The organism is Zhongshania aquimaris (assembly GCF_019312595.1).
GTDB classification, from domain to species: Bacteria; Pseudomonadota; Gammaproteobacteria; order Pseudomonadales; family Spongiibacteraceae; genus Spongiibacter; species Spongiibacter aquimaris.
Genome location: NZ_JAHWDQ010000001.1, coordinates 221,650 through 245,048 on the forward strand (window position 1 = coordinate 221,650; position 23,399 = coordinate 245,048).

Below are 23,399 nucleotides of genomic sequence, written 5' to 3' on the forward strand. Positions count from 1 at the left end.
GTGCGATAGTTTTATATTTATAGTGCCGCCAAATACATCACGTGTTATTGACGACCTAAACTCAAGGTAGCTCATATTATACATATACGCCAAAATGTGTGCATTGAAAACATATCTTAATATCGAAAATAGTTCAATGACTTAGCATTGATCTCATCCATATCAAGTATAAAAAGTCTTAGCCGAAATGCAAAAAAGCGCGACCGTTAAGATCGCGCTTTCTCGTTAAGCCTTCCTATAATTAGTTTATGAAAACCAGCTTACCAGCGATAAGCCACCTGCACAGCAACACTGCGAGGACGCTCAATAAAGGCGTAATGGCCAATGCTACCGAAGCTGCTATTAGCTAAAGGTACGTCATTCGAATAAGAAACAACGTCTTCATCAGTTAAGTTTTTACCTACGATTGCCACTTCCCAGCCCGATTTCACATCGGCCACAGCCAAACGCATATTTACTTCAACATAGCCATCTTGTTCCTGGCTAGGATCAAGGTTTTGCGACGAGTTGTAGTCATCGGTAAAGGTAAAGTCGGTTGCTGCACGAAACTCCATGGCGTCACCGAACTCCTGGGTGTAAACAAAGCCCACATTGCCGGAGTAGTCAGCTACGTACTGGTTTGTTTTACCTTTGTAGTCACAGAAATTAGCGGTCGGCGTGACTTGATCAGGTGTTTGCCCCTGATAACACTGGCCTTTTTCAAAGTCAGTAAACTCAAAGTCTAGAAACGCTAATGCCGCTGTCATTAACAAATTATCCGTTAATGCAAAACGACCGTCCAACTCGATACCTTTGGTTTCAGCTGCACCGGCATTACCTACGTTGAAACCAAGAGTACCGTCAAAAATACTCACTTGTAGGTCATCGTATTTGGTGAAGAAAGCCGCTACATTTAACTCACCTCGACCATCCAAGAAACTGGTCTTAGCACCCACTTCAAAGCTGGTCGCCTTTTCTTCATCGTACTCAAAAGAGCCATCAATTGTACCGCCTGGGGAGGCATTGGAACGGGCGTCAAAACCACCAGATTTATTACCCACGCTGACAGTCGCATAAGCCATTACGTCGTCATTGACGTCAAACTGAACATTCAGAGACGGTGCTAAATTTCCGCCTTTTTGCGTACCCTCAAGATCATGTCTCTCAACTTTGAATACCGCCGCTAAGAGAAAATCAATGCCAGTAAAGGTGGTTCCATCCAACGGATTCGAAACACCATTTAAATCAGCAGAGTCCAAGTTTCGCGTCCCCTCCTTCTCTTCGTACGAGTACCGCAAACCCAATGTCGCTCGCAAGCGATCACTCGCATTCCAAGTAGTCTGCCAAAATACTGAGTACAATTCTGCGTCGCTCGTAAAATAACGCGGAGTTGTCGTGTTGGAAATTGCAGCACTCGCCGCAGCTGCAGCCCCAGCCGCTTGCGCTGGCGATAGTCCCGCAGCAAGTGCCGCCGAGTTAATTCGGGAACCTACCGCCCCTGGAATTATTCCACTGTCTATTACTATGGAATCAAAGAAATCGAGCTCACTCTTTTGAAAGTAAGCACCACCAATGTGTTCAAAGGTACCACCAGCAGCAGAGACCCAACGAATTTCTTGGCTGTATTGATCGTATTCTTCTTCAAATGGCACACTGAACACCGGCGCGCCGGTAAAATCACAGTCGCAAAGCTCATCAAACTCGTAGTGCAAAATGCCAGTAATGAACGTTAAGGTACTTTCGCCCAGCGCGTAATCAACATTTAAAGTTACATTGCGGGTTCGGTTATTACTGTAATCGCCGTTTGACGTGCGCTTATAATCCTGCGAGGTGTTCAATATCGAGGGATCTGCGCCAAAATTACCCACTAAAGCTTGGGCATAGGTCGGACGAAACGCAGGGCTACCTAGTGTTGTCGACGGTTGATCATTCACAATCTCAACCTGCCGACCCAACACATCGAACTTGCCTAACTCGAACTTCAGCATCGCCGTTAAATCAGGCGTTGCGTCCCAATCCAAAATTGCCCGAATTGTCGATTCATCGCGCTGCGGCTCATCGCGGTTTAATGTTAAATTCTCGATATACCCGCCAAACTCACGCTTGCGAATGGCAACACGCCCACCCAAGGTGTCGGTGATTGGCCCCGAAATCATAAAATCGACGACTTTTTCGTCGTGATCTGGCTCATACAAACCGGAGATCATGCCCTCTTGTTCTTGGCCTGGCCGCGCAGAAACCAAACTCAAGGCACCTGCAATACTGTTTTTACCATAGAGGATATTCTGCGGCCCCCGCAGTACTTCCACGCGAGCCAAGTCTAAAAATGGTGCCCGCGTTAATTGCGCACGGCTATAAGACACGCCGTCAAAGTACATACCTACCGACTGCTCAAAGCCGGGGTTAATGCCTGAGCCGATACCACGAATATATATATTGGTACCTATACCGGTCTCAGACATCGACAAATTGGGGACATAGGCCTGAAGGTCTTCTATTTTATCAATACCCGCTTCCTGCATCTTCTCGCCGGCCATCGCGTTGACCGACACGGGAACATCTTGCAGGCTTTCGGTTCTCAGCGTAGCCGTAACCAACACCTCTTCTAGTGCCGGCGCAGCATACAAAGCCGGATTTGCACACAAGCCAACTGCCAGCACCATAGGCGCGACACGACGATTTACTATGCGCTTTCTTGTCATTAAAGACTCTCCCGATAAAATTTATTTTAATTATTCGCCCCCGCGGGTCTCGCAACTAACAAGCGGCACACCATAGGGGTTGGTAGTGAGTTTAGTCGGTATTTCACAGAAGTAAAATGTGGTTTACCGCTATGCTCGCACATGAATAGTGCCACAAGTGCTACGAATAGTAGTTCGCTTTAGATCAATGCGAACAATCAGAAGTCACAAAACCTGCTGCAAACCAAATTCGGGCTAAAAAACGCCCATACTGAGCCCAGCCGCAAAGGCAGCGCCCAGCTCCTCAGCCTTGTTAATGTGTTCAGAATTGGGGGCTCCAGTCGTAATTAACGGTTCGCTCACGCAACGCCATGAATAGCCTTTAGCTATGCGCTCCAAGTGCCGCAAGGCGTTACTGCCATCATTGCCCGTGCAAATCAAAACACCGAAGGGGCGAACAATTTGTCGATCTATGACCGGATAGAATGTGCGATCAAAGAAATCCTTCATACCGCCAGCAATAACACCGAAATTTTCGGGGAAGATTAGCAGCAAGCCATCACTCCAGGCGATGTCCCTCGTGCCCGCTTCGGCCGCTCGCAGCAGCCGCACTTCTACTTCCGATTCAGCTTCCCGTGCTGCTCGGCATGCAGCGTAAGCTAAACTTTCATTTCTGCCCGACTGGCTGTGATATACAATCAGCAAATGTTTTTGTTTAGTCTCAGACACAAATAGCCGCTCGCTGTTATCAAAAACATGAATTAAAACATTCAATCAAAACCCGCAACTACCACCATAGAAGCACAGCCCTGCTCCTATGCAAAGCGCAGCGTAAGATTTTCCCCCAAGGAGTAAAGGCACGATTATGAAATATCTTCACACCATGATTCGCGTTAAAGACTTAGATGCGTCCATGCATTTTTATTGCGAGCTATTAGGACTGAAAGAAGTAAAACGCTACGACAGCGAAAAAGGCCGTTTCAGCCTGATATACCTAGCCGCACCGGATGACTATGACGCGGCAAAAATCAGCCAAACGCCGACTATTGAGCTGACCTATAACTGGGACAGCGAAAATTATGGCGGCGGTCGAAATTTTGGCCACCTGGCATTTGCCGTAGATGATATTTATGCAAGCTGCCAAAAACTTATGGATGCAGGCATAACAATTAGCAGGCCGCCCCGTGACGGCCACATGGCTTTTGTGCGCTCTCCGGACTTAATATCCATTGAATTGTTGCAGCGCGGCGACGCCCTTCCACCACAAGAACCCTGGTTGTCGATGGCAAATACCGGGGAATGGTAGTTGGCCACCTGCTTAAAAAATACCGAAAAACCAGCCGCCGCGTTTAAGGTCTTTCTCACAGCGGCTGAGTTGAGTGCCGTAGGTCGCTGCGCGCGAAGACACTTTCCCAGCAACCCTTTTTAACCAGGGCTTGCTGTCAAAACTGCGTTTTTTAAAACCGCCATGGCCCTCGTGGTAAGCCATATATAAACTATAAACGTCGGTATTACTGATGCCATTTATTTTATTACTGGTATTGTTATACCAGCCTACGAAGTCGATGGCATCAGCAAAGTCATCGCGATCTGCCCCCCAGTTCCCGGATTTATCTACATACCATTTCCAGGTACCGTCTTTGGCCTGGGCATAACCGTAGGCATCTGACATCCGACCTGCGGGAATAAACCCTAACCAATACTTTTTAGGAGGCTTGGCATTGGCAACAAAGCGTGACTCCTGATACATAATGGCCATCATTATTGGGATGGGTGATTTCCATTTATCAGACGCGTCTTTAGCATCACCGTACCAATCATCTTTCTCGCGGAAAATTGAGCATATATCGCCAGGGTTGCGCGGCGGCGAGGTAGTACACGCTGACATCACAAGTGTGACGAGGACAACAAATAAAATTCTCATACCGCGCCACCTTCACTTGCGAAAACAGCAAGCAGCCCCTGCTCATCAAGCACCCTGACACCCAAGGCCTCTGCTTTCGCTAATTTTGAACCTGCGCTGGCACCCGCCACTACACAATCCGTTTTCGCCGACACACTGCCAGCAACTTTCGCCCCAAGTGCCTGCAATTTTTCTTTGGCCTCACTGCGGGTCATCGATTCAAGATTACCCGTAAGCACCCATGCTTGCCCCGCCAAAGGTTGTTCGCCGCCCTGTTTTTGCGCCGCCGGCCAATTCACGCCGCGATCACTCAACTGGGCAACTACCTCACGGTTAAACTCCGTTGCAAAAAATGCGTGAACGTGACTGGCGACAATAGGACCGACATCTTCCACTTCAACTAACATCTCTTCAGTCGCTGCCATCAACTCAGCTAAGCCGCCAAAATGACGCGCCAAATTAAGGGCCGTTGCCTCGCCGACTTCGCGAATACCGAGCGAATACAAAAAGCGCGGTAAGGTGGTCGCTTTAGATTTTTCAAGTGCGGCGATTAAATTCTCCGCTGACTTTTGCCCCATTCGCTCCAAATCAGCGATGGTCTCAACCTTCAACAAATACAGGTCAGCAACGGTTTCAATTAATCCCGCGTCTACAAACTGCTCAACAAGCTTGTCGCCAAGGCCATCAATATCCATGGCTTTGCGACTGGCAAAATGCTTGATCGCCTCTTTGCGCTGGGCACCGCAAACCAAACCACCGCTGCAACGCAACACCGCCTCACCGGGCGCACGCTCAAGGGCACTTCCACAAACTGGGCAGTCTTCGGGAGCAATGATACTAGTGGCGTTCTCAGGGCGGCAGTCTAAAACCACTTGAACGACCTGTGGAATAACATCTCCCGCGCGGCGAACAATGACATAGTCACCCACCATCACTCCGAGGCGTTCAATTTCGTCAAAATTATGCAAGGACGCATTGCTGACGGTCACACCACCGACAAACACCGGCTCTAATTTGGCAACTGGTGTAACTGCGCCGGTTCGACCAACCTGAAATTCAACGTCGCGGAGCAAAGTGATTTCTTCCTGCGCTGGAAATTTATGCGCAATTGCCCAGCGCGGTGCGCGGGACACAAAACCGAGCTGCCCCTGCAGCGCAAGGGAATCTACTTTAAAGACAATGCCGTCAATGTCGTAAGCCAAGGCATCTCGGCGCGCTAATAAATCCTGATAGTAAGCAAGACATCCCGCAATAGAGTCGACCACCCGCAGTTCCGGGCTAACCAAAAAGCCCCACTCACGCAATCGCTGCAGGCCTTCGCTATGGGTGGCAAAAAGTGACTCGTCCTCCTGCTGGGCGATACCGTAGCAACTCATTTCCAGCGGGCGCTTGGCCGTAATTCGACTATCGAGCTGACGTAAACTGCCCGCCGCTGCATTTCTGGGGTTCACAAACACCTTGCCATCGGTGTCTCGACCAAGGGCGTTTATGCGCTCAAAACCAGCGCGAGGCATGTAGATTTCACCCCGTACTTCCAATTCATCTGGCCAATCGTTGCCACGCAGGCGCAAGGGAATTGAGGTGATGGTTTTGACATTCTGAGTGATGTCTTCGCCCACCCTGCCATCGCCACGGGTAGCGCCGCGAATCAATACGCCGTCTACGTAGAGCAAGCTTACCGCAATGCCGTCCAATTTTGGCTCACAGGCATAACTAACGGCAACGCCCTCTTCTAAACGTGATTTGAGCCTGCGATCAAAATCCAGCAGCTCTTGTTCAGAAAATACATTATCAAGCGATAACATCGGGGTTTCATGGCGAACCTGGCTGAATGCCGGCAAAGGGGCAGCGCCAACTCGCTGCGACGGCGAGTCGGCACTTTGCCACTCGGGGTGTGCCTTCTCAATACTCAGAAGCTCGTTAAATAGTCGATCGTACTCAGCATCCGGAATTTGCGGCGCGTCGAGCACATAATATTGATAGCTATGGTGGTGGAGCTGGTCGCGGAGCGCCGTTAAGCGCTCGCGCAGGGAACTGTCAGACATTCAAAACGCCGTTATTATCATGCACCGCGATTACATCAGGGTTAGCTGACGACGCTCAAAATCCCGGATGCGTTGTTTATAATGTTCAAGGGTTTGCTTGGTCGCTACGCTGTGAGTCTGATCGCGCAGCTCACCCTCAAGATTTTTTACTAGACAACGCGCGGTTTCAACCATCGCTTCGTAGGCTTTGATGCTTTCTTTAGGACCCGGCAGGTGCATAAAGAATACAACACCTGGGGTGGTAAATTCATCGATTTCATCAAGATTGAAATTTCCAGGCTCGACCAAATTAGCCACGCTGAATTGAATTTCGCCAGTACCATCCGTTTTTTCATAACGGTGGAAAATATTCATTTTTCCGTAGCGAACATCGCAGGCCATCAAAATTTGCAATAGGTCGTTGCCTTTGAATGGCTTCCCTTCAGGCGCCATGGCATTAATGACAAGCAGCTCGTGATGTTCTGTCGGAGCGCTATCGTCCTTAGTCGGAGGGCCTTTATCAGCATCCCCAGCAACGATATGTTCGGGTGCATCGTCTGCTTGCGCCCGCAACGGCTCATCATCATAATCATCGCCGGAATGGGAAGACCAACCCGCTACGATTTCGTCTTCGTCGTCATCCTCTTCGGGAGTTTTAGAGCGATACTCGTCAGCCGGATCAGTAAACAAGATATTGTCGTCGAGCGCCTTGATTGCGTCATGACCATCATCATCGTACGCATTGTCTGCAAAACTATCTTCGTCATAACTATCATTTTTATCGTCATCGACTTCGACGTCCTCTACTGCGAATTCAGGTTCGCGACGTTGCTTTGGTGCTGGCGTATGGGCGCGCTTTACGTGCAAGCTCGGCGTTTCCCTCACCGCCACCACACGAGCTGTACCCGATGGTAATTCAGGATTAGACAGGTCGACTTCGTCCTGTCGATTTCTAGACCGTAATCGAATAGTATCCTGGCGGTCTTTGCGCATGCGCCGAAAGCCGTCAAGTAGCACCGCCGTCGCCAGCAAAGCGCCAATAATAATTAACCAATCTCTCACATTGAGATCCATTACCTAGCCCTTAAATTAGCCGCAGTGGCCGTGTCCTCGAAAATTTGCTGTGGCGTTGGATAAAGTTCTGTCGCCATTGTTCCACGCGATTTAGGAAATATCCAGATTTTAGCCCGTTTACGCTATTTTACATCGCTGCCATTTCTGCCGCTTTTTCAAGATCTACCGAAACAAGGCGTGAAACCCCCGGCTCGTGCATAGTCACACCCATAAGCTGGTGCGCCATTTCCATCGCTATTTTGTTGTGGCTAATATAAATAAATTGCACTTCGGAAGACATCTCCTTCACCAGACGAGCGTAACGTCCGACATTGGCATCATCTAGCGGTGCATCAACTTCATCGAGCATACAAAATGGCGCGGGATTAAGTCGGAAAATCGAGAATACCAGCGCAATAGCCGTTAATGCTTTTTCGCCGCCCGACAGCAAATGAATTGTGCTATTACGCTTGCCCGGTGGCCGCGCCATTATCGAAATACCGGTATTCAACAAGTCGTCGCCGGTCATTTCAAGTGAGGCGCTCCCGCCACCAAACACTTTCGGAAACAGATCCTGCAAACCGCCGTTTACCTTATCAAAGGTTTCCTTGAAACGGTTGCGAGTTTCTTTGTCGATCCGACGAATAGCGCCCTCTAAGGTTTCTAGGGCCTCGACCAGATCGCTGTTCTGCGAATCCAGGTAATTTTTGCGCTCAGATTGCTGCTTATACTCTTCAATCGCCGCTAGGTTTATGGGGCCGAGCCGAGCAATACGTCTGCCCGCTTGCTCTAAGGACTCTAGCCACTCAGCTTCATTGGCATTTTCAGGCAGGCTTTCGAGCACTGACTGAAGATCAAACTGCGCTTCTTGCAGCTGATCCTGTAAACCCTTGCGCCTAACTTGCAGCCCCTGATTTTCTACCCTAGCCTGCTCCAAGCTATTGCGCACAGCTTGCAAACGTAAATCAATACCGTGACGCTTTTGCTCGTTCTCTCTAAGTTGGTGGTCGACCACTTCAAGCGCGCGGCGGGATTCAGCCAATTCCTCTTCAACCGCTAAGCGCTGTTCGAGACGGGCTTCTAATTCTATTTTTAAATCATCTATCGGCGCGTCGTTTTCATCCAAGCTCGCCGCTAGTTGCTCGCGACGCTCCTGCAATTGAGCCAATTGCTCTTCGGTACGGCCAATATTCTGTAATACGGAATCGCGTTGGGTGCGCAGTGACTGATGGCGCATCGCGAGTTGGTGAGCGTGATCCTTGCTCTGCCTAGCCGTTTGCCGAGCCGCATCGAGAATAGTGCGATTGTTATCGCGCTCGCTAAGCAGAGCTTCGCGTTTACCCGAGTCTTGCTCCATAGATTCAATCGCTTCTTGCAAGGTCATTCTCGCTTCGGCAACAGACTCTTGTTCTAACTGGAACTGATTGCGCAGCTCTTTGCCGTCGCCGTCCAATTGCTGACGGCGAGCCAAGACTTGTTCAACGCGCGCCTGCTGGGCACTTAGCTTGGCTTTCAGCTCACTGTATTGGCGATTAAATTGCTGCACTTCGCGGTTGAGGTTTTCCCGATCTTGCTCCTGTGTCTTTAGCAAGCCGCGATCGGCATCTAAGCCATCAACAATAGTTTGAATACGCAACTCAGCAGCGTCTATTGCTTCACGCAATTCCTGCAGGTCCTGCTGACGCTGCAATACGCCACCCTGCTCGGTGTTGCCGCGGCTAACACGCAGCCAATTTGCACCTAGCCATAAGCCCTCGGGGGTAATCACCGACTCGTGCGCTGCCAGTCCAGAGCGCATTGCCAGAGCTGCAACTAAATCATCTGCAACACGAACACTGCTGAGAACGCCAAGCAACGCTGCATTACCGCTAACCTTGTCAGCTAGAGTGACAGTAGAGGAAGTGGAGCTTGCCGCGCCTTCAACAAAGCAAACACTACCTTCTTTGAGTCCGTCTAAAATCCCACAAACACCGTCCAACGAATCGACGCACAGGGCTTGTAATTGATCACCTAGTACGGTCTCAACCGCCTGCTGCCAGCCATCGGCAACGTTGAGCTGCTCCGCCAAGCGCGGCGTGTTCGCCAGCCCCTGCTCCTCAAGCCACTTCGCGGTAGTTTTGTCACCCTGACCCAGCGCGGCCTGTTGCAAGGCTTCCAGTGATGCCATGCGACCACGCATACGCTGCAACTCACTGCGGCAACTGTCTAGCTCGTCGCTCGCAAGTTTAATCCGTTCCCGGCACTCGCTAATCTGCGGAATAATCTGCTCGTGACGCTCCTGCGCAGATGACGCCTCTAACTCAACCTCTGCCGTTTCCTGTTGAAGTAACTCGATATCATCGTCGCTTTCGTCGAGATTCAGGCCACGACGCTCTTGGTCCAGCTTTTCAATGCGCTCTTGCAAACGCTGCAAACTCAGCTCCAAATGCTGAATTCGAGATTGTTCGACTTCTGCGCGCTGACGAGGGCCGGCCGCCAATTGGTTAAACTCGTCCCAACGCTGCTGCCAAGACTGCATGGCATCTTCTGCATTAGCCAAGGCATCGGCCGCACTTTCTTCAGCGGCGTCGGTGATTTCCAACTCCGGCTCTATCTCGGTAATTTCCTCTTCCCAGAGGGCAATCTTTTCACGATCACTTTCCAAATGCCGCGTGGTTTCAAGCATGTTCACACTGAGCTGTTGCAGGTCTGCATCTAACTGCTGACGGCGTTGCTGCTGATGCTGAATACCCTGTTCTGCCCGCGCGATTTCTGCGCCAATACTGTAAAACCGGCCCTGCACTTCGTTAAACGCGTCATTCAACTGGCTGTGCTGGTCTCGCGCCTGCTCGATCCCGGTATTTAAGCCGACCTGCTCTGTAACAATCGCTTCACGTTCCAGCTCTAAGGCATTGATTTCCCTTTCTTTTAAACCAGCCTTATCGTCCAGCGCCTTCCACTGTAAAACCTGTAGCTGGGCTTTTAGTAAACGCTCTTCTTTCTTGTATTCTGTGTATTTTTCCGCCGCTGCCGCCTGTCTCTGCAAATGCTGCAACTGCCGTTCGAGTTCGTCGCGAAGGTCGGTCAAACGCTCCAAATTCTCTTGGGTTCGACGCATGCGGTTTTCAGTTTCGCGACGACGTTCCTTATACTTCGATATGCCCGCCGCTTCCTCAATAAATACCCGCAACTCCTCCGGCTTTGATTCAATCAAGCGCGAAATCATGCCCTGCTCGATAATGGCATAACTGCGAGGCCCTAGACCGGTGCCTAGAAATATATCGGTGATATCGCGACGACGGCATTTGGTGCCATTAAGATAGTATTCGGAGAGACCTTCACGGGTCACTTTGCGGCGGATAGCTATTTCGTCGTAAGCCGCGTATTCGCCGCCCAGCTTCTTATCGGTATTATCAAACACCAACTCAATACTGGCTTGACCAACAGGCTTGCGATTGACCGAGCCATTGAATATGACGTCTGTCATTGACTCGCCACGCAGGTTTTTAGCCGAGCTCTCCCCCATTACCCAACGCACGGCGTCGATAATATTTGATTTGCCGCAGCCATTCGGGCCAACCACCGCCGACAAATTTGTTGGGAAATGAGCTGTCGTCGGATCTACAAACGATTTAAAACCCGCTAATTTGATACTTTTAAGACGCATAAACCAATAACCAACACTTTATTGTGTCGCCACGCTGAGTTTTATTGTGTTCTCGAGGCAACAACAGGAAAAATTTGTGCAATGCGCGATTATAGCGATAGCAGCAAGGACTGACAGCAGAATTTGAGAATTTGTGAACAGAGAGCGCGTCTCACACTATTTTCCCTGCACTGCCGTAATCGACAAGGTCAATGGATCGGCCACGTTACTCACATCAACCTGAATTGACTCGCCAACCCAATCACCATCACGACGGATGGCTGTCCCTGACCTACTAATATGTGCCGACAGCGTAAGCTCTGAGAAATCGGCTAGCTGCTTACCCTGCCTAATCACGTCCGCATCTGTTAGCAGAAGATTAATCGGCCATTCCTGCTGGGTCAATAAAGGGACGCGCAAGGCAGCCACCGGCATCGGATTGCCGTCGCTACTTTTAGCGACAACAAACAAAACGCCCTCTGGCGATGCGCCTAGCTCAGCCGCCACACTCACATTCACTTGCAGCGTTTGCATATTACCCGCAGCGGTGGCTAGTCGCTTAGCTTCGGCAATACCGCCACTAATGACGCCTATCTCTGCTGAACCAGCTGGCAATTGCATCAGTAGTTTCTGCCAATACGATATCGCATCTACATACTGCTTATTAGCAAAGGAATCGATACCCAAAACGCCCAAGGCGGTTCCCTGTGTAGGATTAATCGCCAACGCCCTTTCGAGCAAGCTTCGGGTCTCTTGATCAACTTGTCGACCACCAACTAAATAACGTGCCTGTGCCAATTGCGCCAGGACATTAGGATCTTCAGGAAACAACAGCGCCAAACGCTGGTAATAAGGCAAGGCACCAGCAAAATCATTCTGCTGACGAAACAGCGTCGCCATCATCACCAAGTGCTCACCACTATCTGGCCGCAGCACCAGAATAGCGTCCACAATATCTTGATAGCGCTGCCAACGCTCGTCACTGAAGCCCTCGCTTAAAATTTCGGACTGCAACTCCCGCAACTGTAAATCTTGTCGATAGCCGAAATGCTCATACAGTGTTATCGCAAGGAGTGGGATGGATATCAATACTGCTAGAATATAGCCGCGCTTAGCACTTGAAGAAGTTGTGGTGCTATCGCCGCTGGACTCGGCGACTAACTGCCTATCCAATTCCCGCTCAAGCTCAGCAAGTTGCGCTTGATCAATTAAGCCTGACGCGAGATCGCTCGCTAATTCATTTTGACGCTGACGATAAAAATCACGCTGTGCCCGGCGATGTAGTTCCTGATCATTCTGAGATGGGCCGCGGTTACGCATTGATAACAGCACAAATATTGCGGCTATCAACAGCAAACAGCCAAAGCCAGTGTATAAACTTATCATCGCCGGTCCCCCGACTTTTCGCCGCTGGCATCATCACCCAGCAATTCATTTAGGCGCTGTTGCTCCGCCACTGACAGCGAAGAATCCACAGTCGATTTACTGCGCTTCCGACCGCTTGCCATACGCCACCAAACCAATAAGCCAAGTAATAGTAAGGCGATTGGGCTAAGCCACAACACCGCTGTTTGGCCATTAAACTGGGGGCGATATAAAATAAAATCGCCGTAGCGAGCGACCATATAATTAGTTATTTCTATATCTGATTTATCATCCATGATCATATGATGAATCTGACGACGTAAGTCTTTCGAAATTGCCGAATCCGAGCCCGAAAGATTTTGATTCTGGCACTTGGGACAGCGCAGTTCTTCGATAAAAGCCTGATAGCGCTGCTGTTGCAGTGGTGTGTCAAATTGGTAGGTTTCAATAACCGCCGACGCGACCGCACTGTATAGCATCAACACTATACATAGTATTAATCCCCTCATTGCACAGCGCCCCGAACGTTCAGTTCGGCAATTCGATGAGCAAACTCACGATCCCACACAGTTTGATCAAGTGCACCCTGATAGCGAAACCGGACAATGCCTTCAGCGTCAACCAAATAGGTTTCCGGCGCCCCAGTCACGCCAAGATCTAAACCGAGAGAGCCATCTTCATCGAACAAAGTTACTGTGTAAGGATCACCTTTCTCAGCCAACCAGCGTCGTCCGGCCTCGGCGTCATCCTTGTAATCTATACTGACAATTTTAACGCCCTGCGCGGCAAGCTTGACGAGAAATGGATGCTCATAATGGCAGGTCGGGCACCAGGTAGCCCAAACGTTAAGCAAGAAAACCTCGCCTATAATATGCGACTTATTGACTATGCGGCCGTCATCAAGAGCTGGTTCAGAAAACTCAGGCAGTGGCTTGTTTACTAGCGCCGACGGCAAATCAGTAGGCACATAGTCGCCGGTCAGTACACGACGTTCTACGCCGAAGAAAATAGCCGCCAAAATAGCAAAAATAATTAAGGGCAAAAATAATTTAAACCGTTGCACTGCGATCTCCATTCCCGTCGACTATCGCTCTTGGTTTTGGCCGGTAACGCTTGTCACAGATTGCAAGCAATCCGCCAAGCGCCATTAACAAAGCGCCTAACCAAATCCACCGAATAAAGGGTTTGACGTGAACTCTAACGGCCCAGGCATCTTTACCAACAGGCTCGCCCAGGGCAATAAAGACGTCGCGCATTAAACCCGCATCAATTGCCGCCTCAGTCATGACCTGACTACTTCTGGCGTGGTAGCGGCGCTTTTCAGGATGCATCTCAGCTATAAACTCGCCGTCCTTCCACAGCGAAAAAGTGCCGCGCTGCCCCTGATAATTTGGACCGGATATCGCTTGAATTGAGTCAAAACTTACCGAGTAAGAGAATGCACTCTCCGTGCGCTCCCCCACTGTCATACGAATATCTTGTTCGTGATTGAAACTAGTGACCATCGCCACGCCTAACACGCTACAGGCAAAACCAATATGCGCTGTTAACATGCCGTAATAAGAGGGCGTAAGTCGGCGCAACCCCTGCACAAGTGTTGCTGCATTGCGAACCTTGTCCCGTAGATTCACGACACTGCTCAACACAATCCACGCCGCCAGTAACACCCCGATAATCGCCCCGATGTGCAAGCCATCACCAAAGGTTTGCGGCAGTAGCAAACCCAAAATCACGCTGCTTACAAAGGCAATCAACACCGGTTTGAACCAAGACTCCGGCTTACTTCGCTTCCACTGTGATAGCGGACCAATACCAACCACCAAAGCCAGTAAACACATCAAGGGCACAAATATGGCGTTAAAATACGGGGGCCCCACCGAGTATTTACCTAAGCCGGCGAAATCCATTATCAGCGGGAATAATGTGCCGATCAAAACGGTCATTGCCGCGACCAGCAGCAAAATATTATTGACGAGTAACAAGGCCTCGCGAGATAGCCACGTGAATGAGGGTGCCGTCTGTGACGTTGGTGCGCGAAAAGCGTAAAGCGTTAGCGAGCCCCCCACCACCACGACCAAAAAGCCAAGAATAAACATCCCCCTGGTTGGGTCTGCGGCAAACGCGTGGACTGAGGTTAAAACCCCCGACCTGACCAAAAAGGTACCGAGCAAGCTCAGTGAGAATGCAAAAATTGCCAGCAGCAAGGTCCAGCTCTTAAATACGCCCCGCTTTTCAGTGACAGCCAGTGAATGAATTAAGGCGGTGCCAACTAGCCAAGGCATGAAAGACGCGTTTTCAACCGGATCCCAAAACCACCAGCCGCCCCAACCCAGTTCGTAATAGGCCCACCAGCTGCCCAAGGCGATACCTACGGTCAAAAACAGCCAGGCAATGTTAGTCCAGGGCCGCGACCACCGCGCCCAGCTTGCGTCCATTCGGCCACTCATTAACGCCGCTATCGCAAAGGCAAAAGCCACCGAAAATCCCACGTAGCCGACATACAGCATGGGCGGATGAATCACCATACCCGGGTCTTGTAGCAAGGGATTCAAATCTTGACCGTCAGCTGGTGTATTCAATAAATGACGGGTGAAGGGGTTGGATGTGAAGAGCGAAAAGCCGAAGAAGCCCACCGCAATCATCCCCATTACAGATAACACACGGGCTAGAATATCGAGGGGTAACTGCTTTGAAAAAATCGCGACAGCAACCGTCCAAAGCGCGAGTATTTCCAGCCACAGTAATAGCGAACCTTCGTGACCACCCCACAAGGCACTGAATTTATAGGCCGTTGGTAACAGGGTATTCGATTGAGCGGCAACAATATCGACGGAGAAATCATCGCTTAAGAAAGCATAAAACAAGCTGGCAATGGCGACTGTCGTGAACAGGAATTGCGCAAAACTTAAATAGCGACTCGCGCGCATAGCCAAATGATCGCCGCGAAACACGCCCCACAATGGCAGGATCGCCAGCGAAAGGGCAAAACAAAAGCCTAGTATTAAAGCAAAATGGCCAATTTCAACTATCACTGGCTACCCTTCTCTTGTTGCGCAGCTCGACTAGCAGCAGACTTTTCCAAAGCATCGCTAACCTCGGGAGGCATATAGGTTTCATCGTGCTTTGCCAGCACTTCGCTGGCATAAAAAATGCCGTCCTCGCCTAACTTACCCGACGCGACAACTCCTTCCCCCTCGGCGAATAAATCCGGCAGAATGCCCTCGTACTCCACCGTCACTACCGCACTAAAATCGGTGACCACAAACCGAACCTTTAAGCTGTCGCTGGCCCGCTCTACGCTTCCTTCCTGCACCATCCCGCCCGCTCGCATAAACTTGCCCACCGGCGCTTTACCAGAGGCAATTTCCGCCGGGGGATAAAACAAGTTAATATTTTCTTTTAGGGCGTAACCCAACAACCCAGCGGCAAGCCCCGCGACCAGCAAAATAAATACAACAATCAATAAGCGCTGTTTGCGCTGTGGATGCATCGCCATAACACTCTCTTAAACAGTACCGCTAGCGCTGAGCACAAACGGAGAAATTTTCAATCAATTTGATGTCGTCGCGTCTTTGCGTCTAACTAGAGCGCGAATATGTTGTTCAGCCGCGGCACGTCTACGCCGTGCAATAATGACTAAAGTCGCTAAAACCAAAGCCGACACGCCGTAACTAAACCAAACATAGCTACCGTGACCACTCATAGAGAACAATTCGCTAACGCTATTGAAATACATTTAGCGTGACTCCCCGCAAATAAGATCTTGTACCCAGCGCGTGTTTTTTTCTCGTTCTAAAATTTCGATTCGGGTATACAGCAAAAGCAACCATCCGAAAAACAGATACATACCGCATAGCGTTGCCATGAGGGGGCGAAGCATACTCGGGTGAATTGTCGACTCGCCAGTAAAACTAATACTCGCTGGTTGATGCAGGCTGTACCACCACTCTACTGACCAATAAATAATGGGTATGTTCACTGCACCGACAATTGCCAAAACCGCGCAGGCTTTCGCCGCCGCGTCTCGATTTTCAAAGGCTTGATGCAGGGCAATCACACCGAGATATAAAAAGAATAAAATTAAAACCGACGTGATACGCGCATCCCACACCCACCATGTGCCCCAGGTCGGTTTACCCCACACCGCGCCTGTGAGTAGCGACAGGAACGTTAGGGAAGCGCCGATGGGTGCGATGGCTTTCATCACCATGGCCGCCAACTTCATCCGCCAAATCAAATGGATTGCGCCGGCAGTCGCCATCGTCATGTAAGCGCCCATCGCCACCGCAGCCGCGGGCACGTGAATATACATAATGCGAAAACTATTACCCTGCTTGTAATCAGCCGGCACAAAGGCCAAGCCCCAAACGGCACCGCCCACCAACAACAATAGCGATAAGATCGCCAGCCACGGTAGTAAACGACCGCTAAACTGGTAAAACCAGCGCGGAGAGCCCCATTTATGAAAGGTTGAGCTAATCGACAAAGCAATAATCTCTTTTAAAATTCAATTCAAACGCCAATCTGCTCAACGTAAAAGTCGAGCAGTATACCGCAGCCTCGCGGCAAGTTATAAAGCATTGGCACACGGCTATTGATCAACACTAATTCGCAGCGCTCCGCATATCGCTAAAGGCGCAAACGCCAAGGCCCCGAGAAAAAACACGCCCAACATAGCGAGCTGCGGTAAATAGGCGGCACCTTCTATTGCCGCTTTCACCGCGCTGCTGCCAAAAATAAGCACGGGAATATATAGCGGCAATACGATTAGCGACAAAAGCAGGCCGCCTTTGCGCAGGCCCACCGTTAATGCCGCACCAATAGCACCGATAAAACTGAGCACACTTGTGCCCAGTACCAAACTCAACATCAACGGCACCGTCCCCTCACCGGGCAAATGTAATAGCAAGCCCAACATTGGCGACAGCAGGCTCAGGGGCAAACCTGTCACTAGCCAGTGCGCCAGTGTTTTAGCTAGTACTTGCGGATAAAGGGACTGATGAGTTAACAGCATTTGCTCTAGGGTAGCATCGTCAAAATCCCCACGGAACAAACTGTCTGTGGCAAGCAGGGAGGCCAGTAACGCCACCACCCACAAAATACCGGGTGCCAAGTCGGCGAGGCGGTCTGGCTGCGGGCCAATACCGAGGGGGAACAAGGCGCACACCATGACAAAAAATACCAGTGGATTCGACCACTCGCTACCACGTCGCAGTGAAGCGACAATGTCGCGATGCAAGACGGCTATGACTAGCTTTAGCAGTTTGGGCTCAGACATTGCTGGCCCCCAGCGCAATAACACTAAAATCTTGAGAGACACTAAGTTTGTGATGCGTGGTTAGCAACACTGAACCGCCGCCACTCACAAATTCGCTAAGCCACTGTTCTATCTCGCACACACCACCTTGATCTATCGCGGTAAAGGGTTCATCGAGAATCCAAAGCTGCGCCGGAATACAGAATAAACGCGCCAAATTTACTCGGCGCTGCTGCCCCGCCGATAGTGAGAAACACGGCTGTTCTTCAAAGCCACGCAGACCAACTTTATTTAAAGCGTCAAGAAGCACGACATCGCTATTTTCCGCACCGCGCAGGGCACATGACCATCGCAAATTTTCAAGTGGGCTAAGTACTGCTTTGATACCAGCGCCGTGACCGATATAAAGCAATTGCTGTAAATAGTCATGACGGTTCTTTTGTAGGGATTTTCCCTGCCATAAAACCTCACCACTGTAGCGGCTCGATAAGCCAGCCAAAATACGCAATAAACTGGTTTTACCGCTGCCGTTGGGACCGGCAATTTGTAACAGCTGGCCTGCATTGAGCTGAAAGCTCAAATCGGAAAACAGCACCCGATCATCACGATCAGTGTATAGCTGTTTAACTTCCAAGCCCGAATTTAGCAAAATCGCTCCCGTCTATTCACCCGCCAGCACGCATATGACATGCGTAAAAATGGCGCTAAGTATATACGAAACAGAAGAAATTAAGTGCGAAAAACGCGCGGTCGTACGCTAAGCACAAGCTCAATAGCGTTGCTTAGGTCCGGCTTAAACGAGCGCAAAAGCAGGGTTAACGGCAGTAAATACGCCATTTTCGACGTTAACGCTGACGTGGTAAGCATAATTGTTACGCTGAACCCCTAGACCAAGGTAGCAGCATTTAGGTACCTAGGGACAATAGGTGGCGGGATCAATTCGGTTTGGTATCGCCGTCACTGCTTCGATCATGCGCCCAAGCTTCAAAGTCCTGAGTCACCAAATCGAGATACGTCAGCGCTTTGTCTAGCTCTTCAGAATATCCCTTGGCATGAAACTTCATTAACCGCTGCCTCACCCAACTCAACTCGCGCACTAAATTAAGGGCATCGCCCTCTGCCGTTCCGGGCGTATCGCTGAGCCCGCTCAAGGTAGCCAAGGACTCACGGGTAAGCGTAGCGACCGCACTATCTATCGACTCGAATCCTTTCGGTGAGTCCAGCGGAAAGTTATCCGCAGTGCCTTGCTCAAACTGCCGGGTTGCAAGCACATCAGTGCCTTGCTTTGCTTGCAGGGGTTCAAAACGCGTCTTTTCATAATGTAAAACTGAGGGGGCTATGCTCGCGAGCTGATTGTCGCGAGGCTGTAAACGACCATCAAAAAAGACACCCATGGTATCAAGTGATGATTCCACTGGGTTATTAGCCGCTGCTTCATTATTGTTGCGCTCCGCTGCTCGCAATAAACGCGCTTTTAATTCTTTATCGACTGGCCGCGGCGGCTGATGGTTTATACGACGCGCCAACATCAATTCCAGGCTACCAATTGCCGCCACTAATAATGACACTAAACTCGGTGTTATTGACACACGGCGAGTCCGCACTCGCTCCATTACTCGTTCCGTCAACTGAGCGCATTCAGCCAATTCGGGCATATTCAACACGGTTGCACCACCGTGCAGAGTATGAAATCCACGATGAATATCATCGAGTATGCGCTGACCGTCGTAACCGTAATGCAATTCCGCCAACTGTTCCGACAGGCGTTGAACAATCTCCTCCGCTTCCGCAAGGAAAATCGCCAAAATACCTTCGTGTTCGTGCTCGTTCACACAGGGGCCTATTTAAAATGGTGTCGCCGAAAATCCGAGTTGGCGATGTCAGACATCAATGTCACTCAGGGTAGGTACGCCCTTCGTCCAATCGGTATTAATACTAATTATCCACATTTAATTGGCGCTAGGCTGCAAGGTCGGTCACATTCCAGCATTTTCGGCCAGACAATTTGAGCTAGGAGTCATGTTTCTAGATAGAAGCTTGCTTATTGCTTGGAAAAGGCACTGCCAAGACTTACGCTTGCCGATCAATAATCGAAAGTATTTTGCTTTCCAACGTCGCGGCAGTAAAAGGTTTCACCATATAAGCGTTCACACCAGCTAGCGCAGCTTCAATAATTTGTTCGCGCTTGGCATCGGCGGTGATCATCAACACGGGGATATGACTTAAGTTTGCATCGGCCCGAATCGCTCGCAGCAAATCTAATCCAGACATTCTTGGCATGATTAAATCGGTAATCACAAAGTCAAAACGCTGATTATGAAGCATAGGTAGTGCCGACAGGCCGTCCTCTGCCTCGCTAATATAGCGATAGCCTAGGTCGGTAAGTAAGTTGCAAATAATACGTCGCATAGTCGAGAAGCTCTCCACCACCAAGATACGCATCTCAGCCGGTGAGGAAAACACCGAATTAATTGGATCACTCTCGTCACTACCTATGCCAAATGGATTCGGCGATAAGTTGTCTAGATCTTCATCGCTCATTTGCTATTTGCCAACGCGCCACCGGAACGCGAGCTTGCCGCTAGCAGTTGCTCAACAAAAAACACCAAATGACCTTCCGCCTTGGCAGGTAGCGGCCACCGCTTAGCCTGCTTTGCAAAATCGCGCAGCGCTCTCGCCGAAATACTACTTGGCGCAGCCAGAACAACCGCCGTCTGCTGGCGCACCGAGTCTCGCAATTTAGTATCGAAGGGTACGGCGCCAGCGTAGATCAAACCCACATCCAGAAACTGGCCGCAAACCTGATTTAAACTGTCAAAAAGTTGCCGACCTTCTTGTTCGTCTGCAACCATATTTGCCAAAATTCGGAATCGGCTGCGGCCAAAGTCGCGGCTAAGCAGCTTAATCAGTGCATAGGCGTCAGTAATGGAACTCGGCTCATTGCAAACCACCATGACCACTTCGTGTGCAGCGCTGAGAAAATTCACTACCGAATCTGAGATTCCTGCGGCGGTATCAATTACCAGCACATCTAATTGATTGGCGATATCGCTAAAGGCGCGAATCAATCCAGCGTGCTCAAGCGAACTCAGCATACTTAAACGCCTTGTACCCGACGATGCTGGAATAATTTTGATGCCCGCGGGGCCATCTAACAATACTTCTTCGAGTGTGCACTGGCCATCAAGCACCTGCTCAATAGTATTGCTCGCCTTTAAACCAAGTAAGACATCCACATTAGCCAAGCCAAAGTCGGCATCCAATAACACCACGCGCGCGCCACCTTCAGCCAGCGCGACGCTAAGATTTATAGCGACATTGCTTTTACCAACGCCGCCTTTGCCACCACTTACCGCTATGACTTGGATTTGGCGTGTCATGAGGGCTCCGCAGTAGATTTAGGTTTGCTGTAAATATTTTCTCGCCAGGGAAAACCCCACATCCTGTGAGTGTGCTCGCCAATTTGCTCCACTTTACACATCGCCATAATCTTCTTTAACAGACGCTGATCTACTTCTTGAACATCAATTAAAAGCACGAACAAATTATTTTCTGCATATGGCCGGTAGTCATCTAGCGCTGAATTTTCTTGCATTAACCCTAACAAGCCCCCCTCCCACGCACCAAAAAACAGTAGGGTCAGGGGTAGCGAATACAGAACAATATCGCGAGCTATGCCTGCATCAATTTGAAACAGCGCAAACGAAATCACCACCAGCAGCCACCCTAAACAAAGCCCCCAAAAGCCACCACGCCATGCGCCACCAAGCATATTGGTCAACAGAAGCGGGCTTGCCAATGGCAGCCCGAGACGCTGAACCTCTGCCCTTGCTTCAGTAAATATTCGCCACCGCCAACCCTGTAAATGGGGTTGATTTAACATTTCCACAATCTCGCAGAGATTTGCTGTATCACGACTCAAAAACACCAGCCTACGCCTCATTATTTTTGTTCTCCCACCTATGGCCATTTGGTATTCGCCACCCACATCTAACTATGCGGACATATCATCATCGCAAGGATTGTAAACGCTCCGCTTGACTGACCACCTCTGTAAGCCGAATGCCCAATTTATCTTCAATCACTACCACTTCTCCGCGAGCGATAAGCGTGCCATTTGCCATCACATCCAAAGGCTCGCCCGCCATACGATCAAGCTCCACAATAGCGCCTTGATGCAGCTGCAGTAGATCTCGAATCGGCATATCACTCCCCCCTACCTCCAAGGTAAGTCTCACGGGAATATCCATCACCATTGATAAATCTGGACCGGGCGAATTTCGATCGCGAAGTCTCGCTGCGGGGCCGTCGACCTCCACCTGCCTCTTACGCCCAGCCTCGCCTGCGTGTTGAATACCGGCTCGGTCGGCCGCTTCCATTTCCTCTTTCAAATTTTGTCGCTGACGACGAAGCTCGTCTTGCTTATCCATAATATTTCAATCTCTTGGTAACCATTTAACAATCAAGGTCCGGATCACTATACAACCGTTTTACGTATACTTAGGCAGTACATACAAGGCAACTTACTCAGCAATTTTGAGGGCTAAAAAACCATTTACCACGCCCAGCTGTGCCCGTGCCATTGGCACCCCAGACACTTTTATCACCGATAATTCACGACTACTAAAGGGGATCACATCGCCAACCTGCAGGGCAGCTATCTGCCCTAAACTCATCACTGGCTCCGCCAATGTGCAGCGGGTAGGCACACTCATATCCATCACAGATTGGCTCAAGTTGGTATGCCACAGCGAGTTGCCACCGAGCTGCTCAGCAGATTCAGTCTTACTTAATGATTCCAACACAGGTTCTAGCATCGCCAACGGCAGGGCAATATTAAATTCACCGCCACCGCCACTATCCAGCTCAATCTGAAAACGGCTAACAACGACAATTTCAGACTGACCAGCAATTGACGCCATGGCCGGATTCACCTCCATTGCCAGCGACTCGCAGCTGATCGCACTCACCAAGCGCCAAGCGCGGTCATAGTCTTGATGGGCGCGGTCGATTAACCTGCTAATAACTCGACGTTCTACCTTACTAAAATCCCTGCCGTCAGCATGACCCTGAGTACCGTTGCCGCCGAAAAACATATCCACCAAACGAAATACCAAGCGCGCGTCAAAAACCACCATCGCCGTCCCGTTTAAAGGATGTAAACGCATGAGGTTTAGCGATGTGGGAACATACAATGAATGCAGGTATTCGCTGTAGGGTAAAAACTGAAGGTCAATAGCGGCGACATCTAGGCTTTGCCCTAAAACTTCGGAAATACTATCGCGGAAATATTCTGAAAATCTTTTATTGATGTGCTCTAAGCCCGGTAAGCGGCGTTTTTTCAAGCGTCGCCGGCTAGCTAAATCAAAAGAGCGGGCATCGACAGAGGATAAAGTACTAGCCTCGGCTCGCGGCGTTTGCGCCTGCACATTCGCCAACAACGCATCGATTTCTGCTTGGGAGAGTAAATCCTTCACCATTACGCCTATACCGCACTTTCTAGGAGAGTACA

Annotated in this window: 22 protein-coding genes; 1 reads left to right on the plus strand and 21 read right to left on the minus strand. The window is 50.1% G+C overall.

Features of this window, described 5'->3' with window-relative positions; translation table 11 throughout:
- Positions 1-260 precede the first annotated feature (260 nt).
- Both KXJ70_RS01100 and KXJ70_RS01105 read right to left on the minus strand, forming a co-directional pair.
- On the minus strand, positions 261-2,681 hold the full coding sequence (locus KXJ70_RS01100; protein WP_219041618.1) for a TonB-dependent receptor: 2,421 nt from the start codon (positions 2,679-2,681) through the stop codon (positions 261-263).
- Between the two features lie 234 nt (positions 2,682-2,915).
- Positions 2,916-3,389 carry a flavodoxin family protein gene (locus KXJ70_RS01105; RefSeq protein ID WP_219041619.1) on the minus strand — a complete coding sequence of 158 codons (474 nt, stop codon included), beginning with the start codon at positions 3,387-3,389 and terminating at the stop codon, positions 2,916-2,918.
- Between the two features lie 136 nt (positions 3,390-3,525).
- Here KXJ70_RS01105 and KXJ70_RS01110 point away from each other — a divergent pair, with 136 nt between their 5' ends.
- Complete coding sequence (locus KXJ70_RS01110) at positions 3,526-3,966, plus strand: VOC family protein (RefSeq protein WP_219041620.1); 441 nt, start codon at positions 3,526-3,528, stop codon at positions 3,964-3,966.
- A 12-nt stretch (positions 3,967-3,978) separates the two neighbouring features.
- Here KXJ70_RS01110 and KXJ70_RS01115 read toward each other — a convergent pair whose 3' ends face one another.
- The 19 genes from KXJ70_RS01115 to fliM form a co-directional block, all read right to left on the minus strand.
- Positions 3,979-4,584, minus strand: coding sequence for a transglycosylase SLT domain-containing protein (locus tag KXJ70_RS01115; RefSeq protein WP_219041621.1), 606 nt, complete (start codon positions 4,582-4,584; stop codon positions 3,979-3,981).
- A complete protein-coding gene (gene ligA, locus KXJ70_RS01120) occupies positions 4,581-6,608 on the minus strand; it encodes an NAD-dependent DNA ligase LigA (protein WP_219041622.1) in 2,028 nt (675 codons plus the stop codon). The genes KXJ70_RS01115 and ligA overlap by 4 nt, the downstream gene beginning before the upstream one ends.
- Before the next feature lie 30 nt (positions 6,609-6,638).
- Positions 6,639-7,661 (minus strand): cell division protein ZipA, encoded by a 1,023-nt coding sequence (zipA, locus tag KXJ70_RS01125; protein WP_219041623.1) that lies wholly within the window; start codon positions 7,659-7,661, stop codon positions 6,639-6,641.
- A gap of 127 nt (positions 7,662-7,788) precedes the next feature.
- Positions 7,789-11,286: a chromosome segregation protein SMC gene (smc, locus tag KXJ70_RS01130; RefSeq protein ID WP_219041624.1), complete on the minus strand. Its 3,498-nt coding sequence runs from the start codon at positions 11,284-11,286 to the stop codon at positions 7,789-7,791.
- A gap of 156 nt (positions 11,287-11,442) precedes the next feature.
- Positions 11,443-12,651: a c-type cytochrome biogenesis protein CcmI gene (gene ccmI, locus KXJ70_RS01135; RefSeq protein ID WP_219041625.1), complete on the minus strand. Its 1,209-nt coding sequence runs from the start codon at positions 12,649-12,651 to the stop codon at positions 11,443-11,445.
- Positions 12,648-13,139 (minus strand): cytochrome c-type biogenesis protein, encoded by a 492-nt coding sequence (locus KXJ70_RS01140; RefSeq protein ID WP_219041626.1) that lies wholly within the window; start codon positions 13,137-13,139, stop codon positions 12,648-12,650. Before KXJ70_RS01140 ends, ccmI begins: the two co-directional genes overlap by 4 nt.
- Positions 13,136-13,693, minus strand: a complete 558-nt coding sequence (locus KXJ70_RS01145) for a DsbE family thiol:disulfide interchange protein (RefSeq protein ID WP_219041627.1) — start codon at positions 13,691-13,693, stop codon at positions 13,136-13,138. Before KXJ70_RS01145 ends, KXJ70_RS01140 begins: the two co-directional genes overlap by 4 nt.
- Positions 13,680-15,662, minus strand: a complete 1,983-nt coding sequence (locus KXJ70_RS01150; protein ID WP_219041628.1) for a heme lyase CcmF/NrfE family subunit — start codon at positions 15,660-15,662, stop codon at positions 13,680-13,682. Before KXJ70_RS01150 ends, KXJ70_RS01145 begins: the two co-directional genes overlap by 14 nt.
- Positions 15,659-16,120: a cytochrome c maturation protein CcmE gene (gene ccmE, locus KXJ70_RS01155; RefSeq protein WP_219043050.1), complete on the minus strand. Its 462-nt coding sequence runs from the start codon at positions 16,118-16,120 to the stop codon at positions 15,659-15,661. The genes KXJ70_RS01150 and ccmE overlap by 4 nt, the downstream gene beginning before the upstream one ends.
- A gap of 60 nt (positions 16,121-16,180) precedes the next feature.
- Positions 16,181-16,366, minus strand: a complete 186-nt coding sequence (gene ccmD / locus KXJ70_RS01160; RefSeq protein WP_219041629.1) for a heme exporter protein CcmD — start codon at positions 16,364-16,366, stop codon at positions 16,181-16,183.
- The gene (locus KXJ70_RS01165) at positions 16,367-17,116 is read right to left on the minus strand and encodes a heme ABC transporter permease (RefSeq protein WP_255558154.1); all 750 of its coding nucleotides are present in this window, start codon (positions 17,114-17,116) and stop codon (positions 16,367-16,369) included.
- 105 nt (positions 17,117-17,221) lie between these two features.
- On the minus strand, positions 17,222-17,908 hold the full coding sequence (ccmB, locus tag KXJ70_RS01170; RefSeq protein ID WP_219041630.1) for a heme exporter protein CcmB: 687 nt from the start codon (positions 17,906-17,908) through the stop codon (positions 17,222-17,224).
- The gene (gene ccmA, locus KXJ70_RS01175) at positions 17,901-18,536 is read right to left on the minus strand and encodes a cytochrome c biogenesis heme-transporting ATPase CcmA (protein WP_219041631.1); all 636 of its coding nucleotides are present in this window, start codon (positions 18,534-18,536) and stop codon (positions 17,901-17,903) included. Before ccmA ends, ccmB begins: the two co-directional genes overlap by 8 nt.
- A gap of 286 nt (positions 18,537-18,822) precedes the next feature.
- Complete coding sequence (locus tag KXJ70_RS01180; protein WP_219041632.1) at positions 18,823-19,719, minus strand: Hpt domain-containing protein; 897 nt, start codon at positions 19,717-19,719, stop codon at positions 18,823-18,825.
- Positions 19,720-19,957: 238 nt separating this feature from the next.
- On the minus strand, positions 19,958-20,329 hold the full coding sequence (locus KXJ70_RS01185; protein ID WP_219043052.1) for a response regulator: 372 nt from the start codon (positions 20,327-20,329) through the stop codon (positions 19,958-19,960).
- A 95-nt stretch (positions 20,330-20,424) separates the two neighbouring features.
- Complete coding sequence (locus KXJ70_RS01190) at positions 20,425-21,267, minus strand: MinD/ParA family ATP-binding protein (protein WP_219041633.1); 843 nt, start codon at positions 21,265-21,267, stop codon at positions 20,425-20,427.
- The gene (locus KXJ70_RS01195; protein WP_219041634.1) at positions 21,264-21,830 is read right to left on the minus strand and encodes a hypothetical protein; all 567 of its coding nucleotides are present in this window, start codon (positions 21,828-21,830) and stop codon (positions 21,264-21,266) included. The genes KXJ70_RS01190 and KXJ70_RS01195 overlap by 4 nt, the downstream gene beginning before the upstream one ends.
- A 67-nt stretch (positions 21,831-21,897) precedes the next feature.
- Complete coding sequence (gene fliN / locus KXJ70_RS01200) at positions 21,898-22,317, minus strand: flagellar motor switch protein FliN (protein WP_219041635.1); 420 nt, start codon at positions 22,315-22,317, stop codon at positions 21,898-21,900.
- A gap of 93 nt (positions 22,318-22,410) precedes the next feature.
- Positions 22,411-23,367 carry a flagellar motor switch protein FliM gene (fliM, locus tag KXJ70_RS01205; RefSeq protein WP_219041636.1) on the minus strand — a complete coding sequence of 319 codons (957 nt, stop codon included), beginning with the start codon at positions 23,365-23,367 and terminating at the stop codon, positions 22,411-22,413.
- Between the last annotated feature and the right edge of the window lie 32 nt (positions 23,368-23,399).

What these genes read in the sequence shown, in the direction of transcription:
- KXJ70_RS01100 (WP_219041618.1), bottom strand. Translation starts at nt 2,681, where the DNA reads ATGACAAGAAAGCGCATAGTAAATCGTCGTGTCGCGCCTATGGTGCTG.
- KXJ70_RS01110 (WP_219041620.1), top strand. Translation starts at nt 3,526, where the DNA reads ATGAAATATCTTCACACCATGATTCGCGTTAAAGACTTAGATGCGTCC.
- KXJ70_RS01115 (WP_219041621.1), bottom strand. Translation starts at nt 4,584, where the DNA reads ATGAGAATTTTATTTGTTGTCCTCGTCACACTTGTGATGTCAGCGTGT.
- ligA (WP_219041622.1), bottom strand. Translation starts at nt 6,608, where the DNA reads ATGTCTGACAGTTCCCTGCGCGAGCGCTTAACGGCGCTCCGCGACCAG.
- zipA (WP_219041623.1), bottom strand. Translation starts at nt 7,661, where the DNA reads ATGGATCTCAATGTGAGAGATTGGTTAATTATTATTGGCGCTTTGCTG.
- smc (WP_219041624.1), bottom strand. Translation starts at nt 11,286, where the DNA reads ATGCGTCTTAAAAGTATCAAATTAGCGGGTTTTAAATCGTTTGTAGAT.
- ccmI (WP_219041625.1), bottom strand. Translation starts at nt 12,651, where the DNA reads ATGATAAGTTTATACACTGGCTTTGGCTGTTTGCTGTTGATAGCCGCA.
- KXJ70_RS01140 (WP_219041626.1), bottom strand. Translation starts at nt 13,139, where the DNA reads ATGAGGGGATTAATACTATGTATAGTGTTGATGCTATACAGTGCGGTC.
- ccmE (WP_219043050.1), bottom strand. Translation starts at nt 16,120, where the DNA reads ATGCATCCACAGCGCAAACAGCGCTTATTGATTGTTGTATTTATTTTG.
- ccmD (WP_219041629.1), bottom strand. Translation starts at nt 16,366, where the DNA reads ATGTATTTCAATAGCGTTAGCGAATTGTTCTCTATGAGTGGTCACGGT.
- ccmB (WP_219041630.1), bottom strand. Translation starts at nt 17,908, where the DNA reads ATGTCTGAGCCCAAACTGCTAAAGCTAGTCATAGCCGTCTTGCATCGC.
- KXJ70_RS01185 (WP_219043052.1), bottom strand. Translation starts at nt 20,329, where the DNA reads ATGCGTATCTTGGTGGTGGAGAGCTTCTCGACTATGCGACGTATTATT.
- KXJ70_RS01190 (WP_219041633.1), bottom strand. Translation starts at nt 21,267, where the DNA reads ATGACACGCCAAATCCAAGTCATAGCGGTAAGTGGTGGCAAAGGCGGC.
- KXJ70_RS01195 (WP_219041634.1), bottom strand. Translation starts at nt 21,830, where the DNA reads ATGAGGCGTAGGCTGGTGTTTTTGAGTCGTGATACAGCAAATCTCTGC.
- fliN (WP_219041635.1), bottom strand. Translation starts at nt 22,317, where the DNA reads ATGGATAAGCAAGACGAGCTTCGTCGTCAGCGACAAAATTTGAAAGAG.
- fliM (WP_219041636.1), bottom strand. Translation starts at nt 23,367, where the DNA reads ATGGTGAAGGATTTACTCTCCCAAGCAGAAATCGATGCGTTGTTGGCG.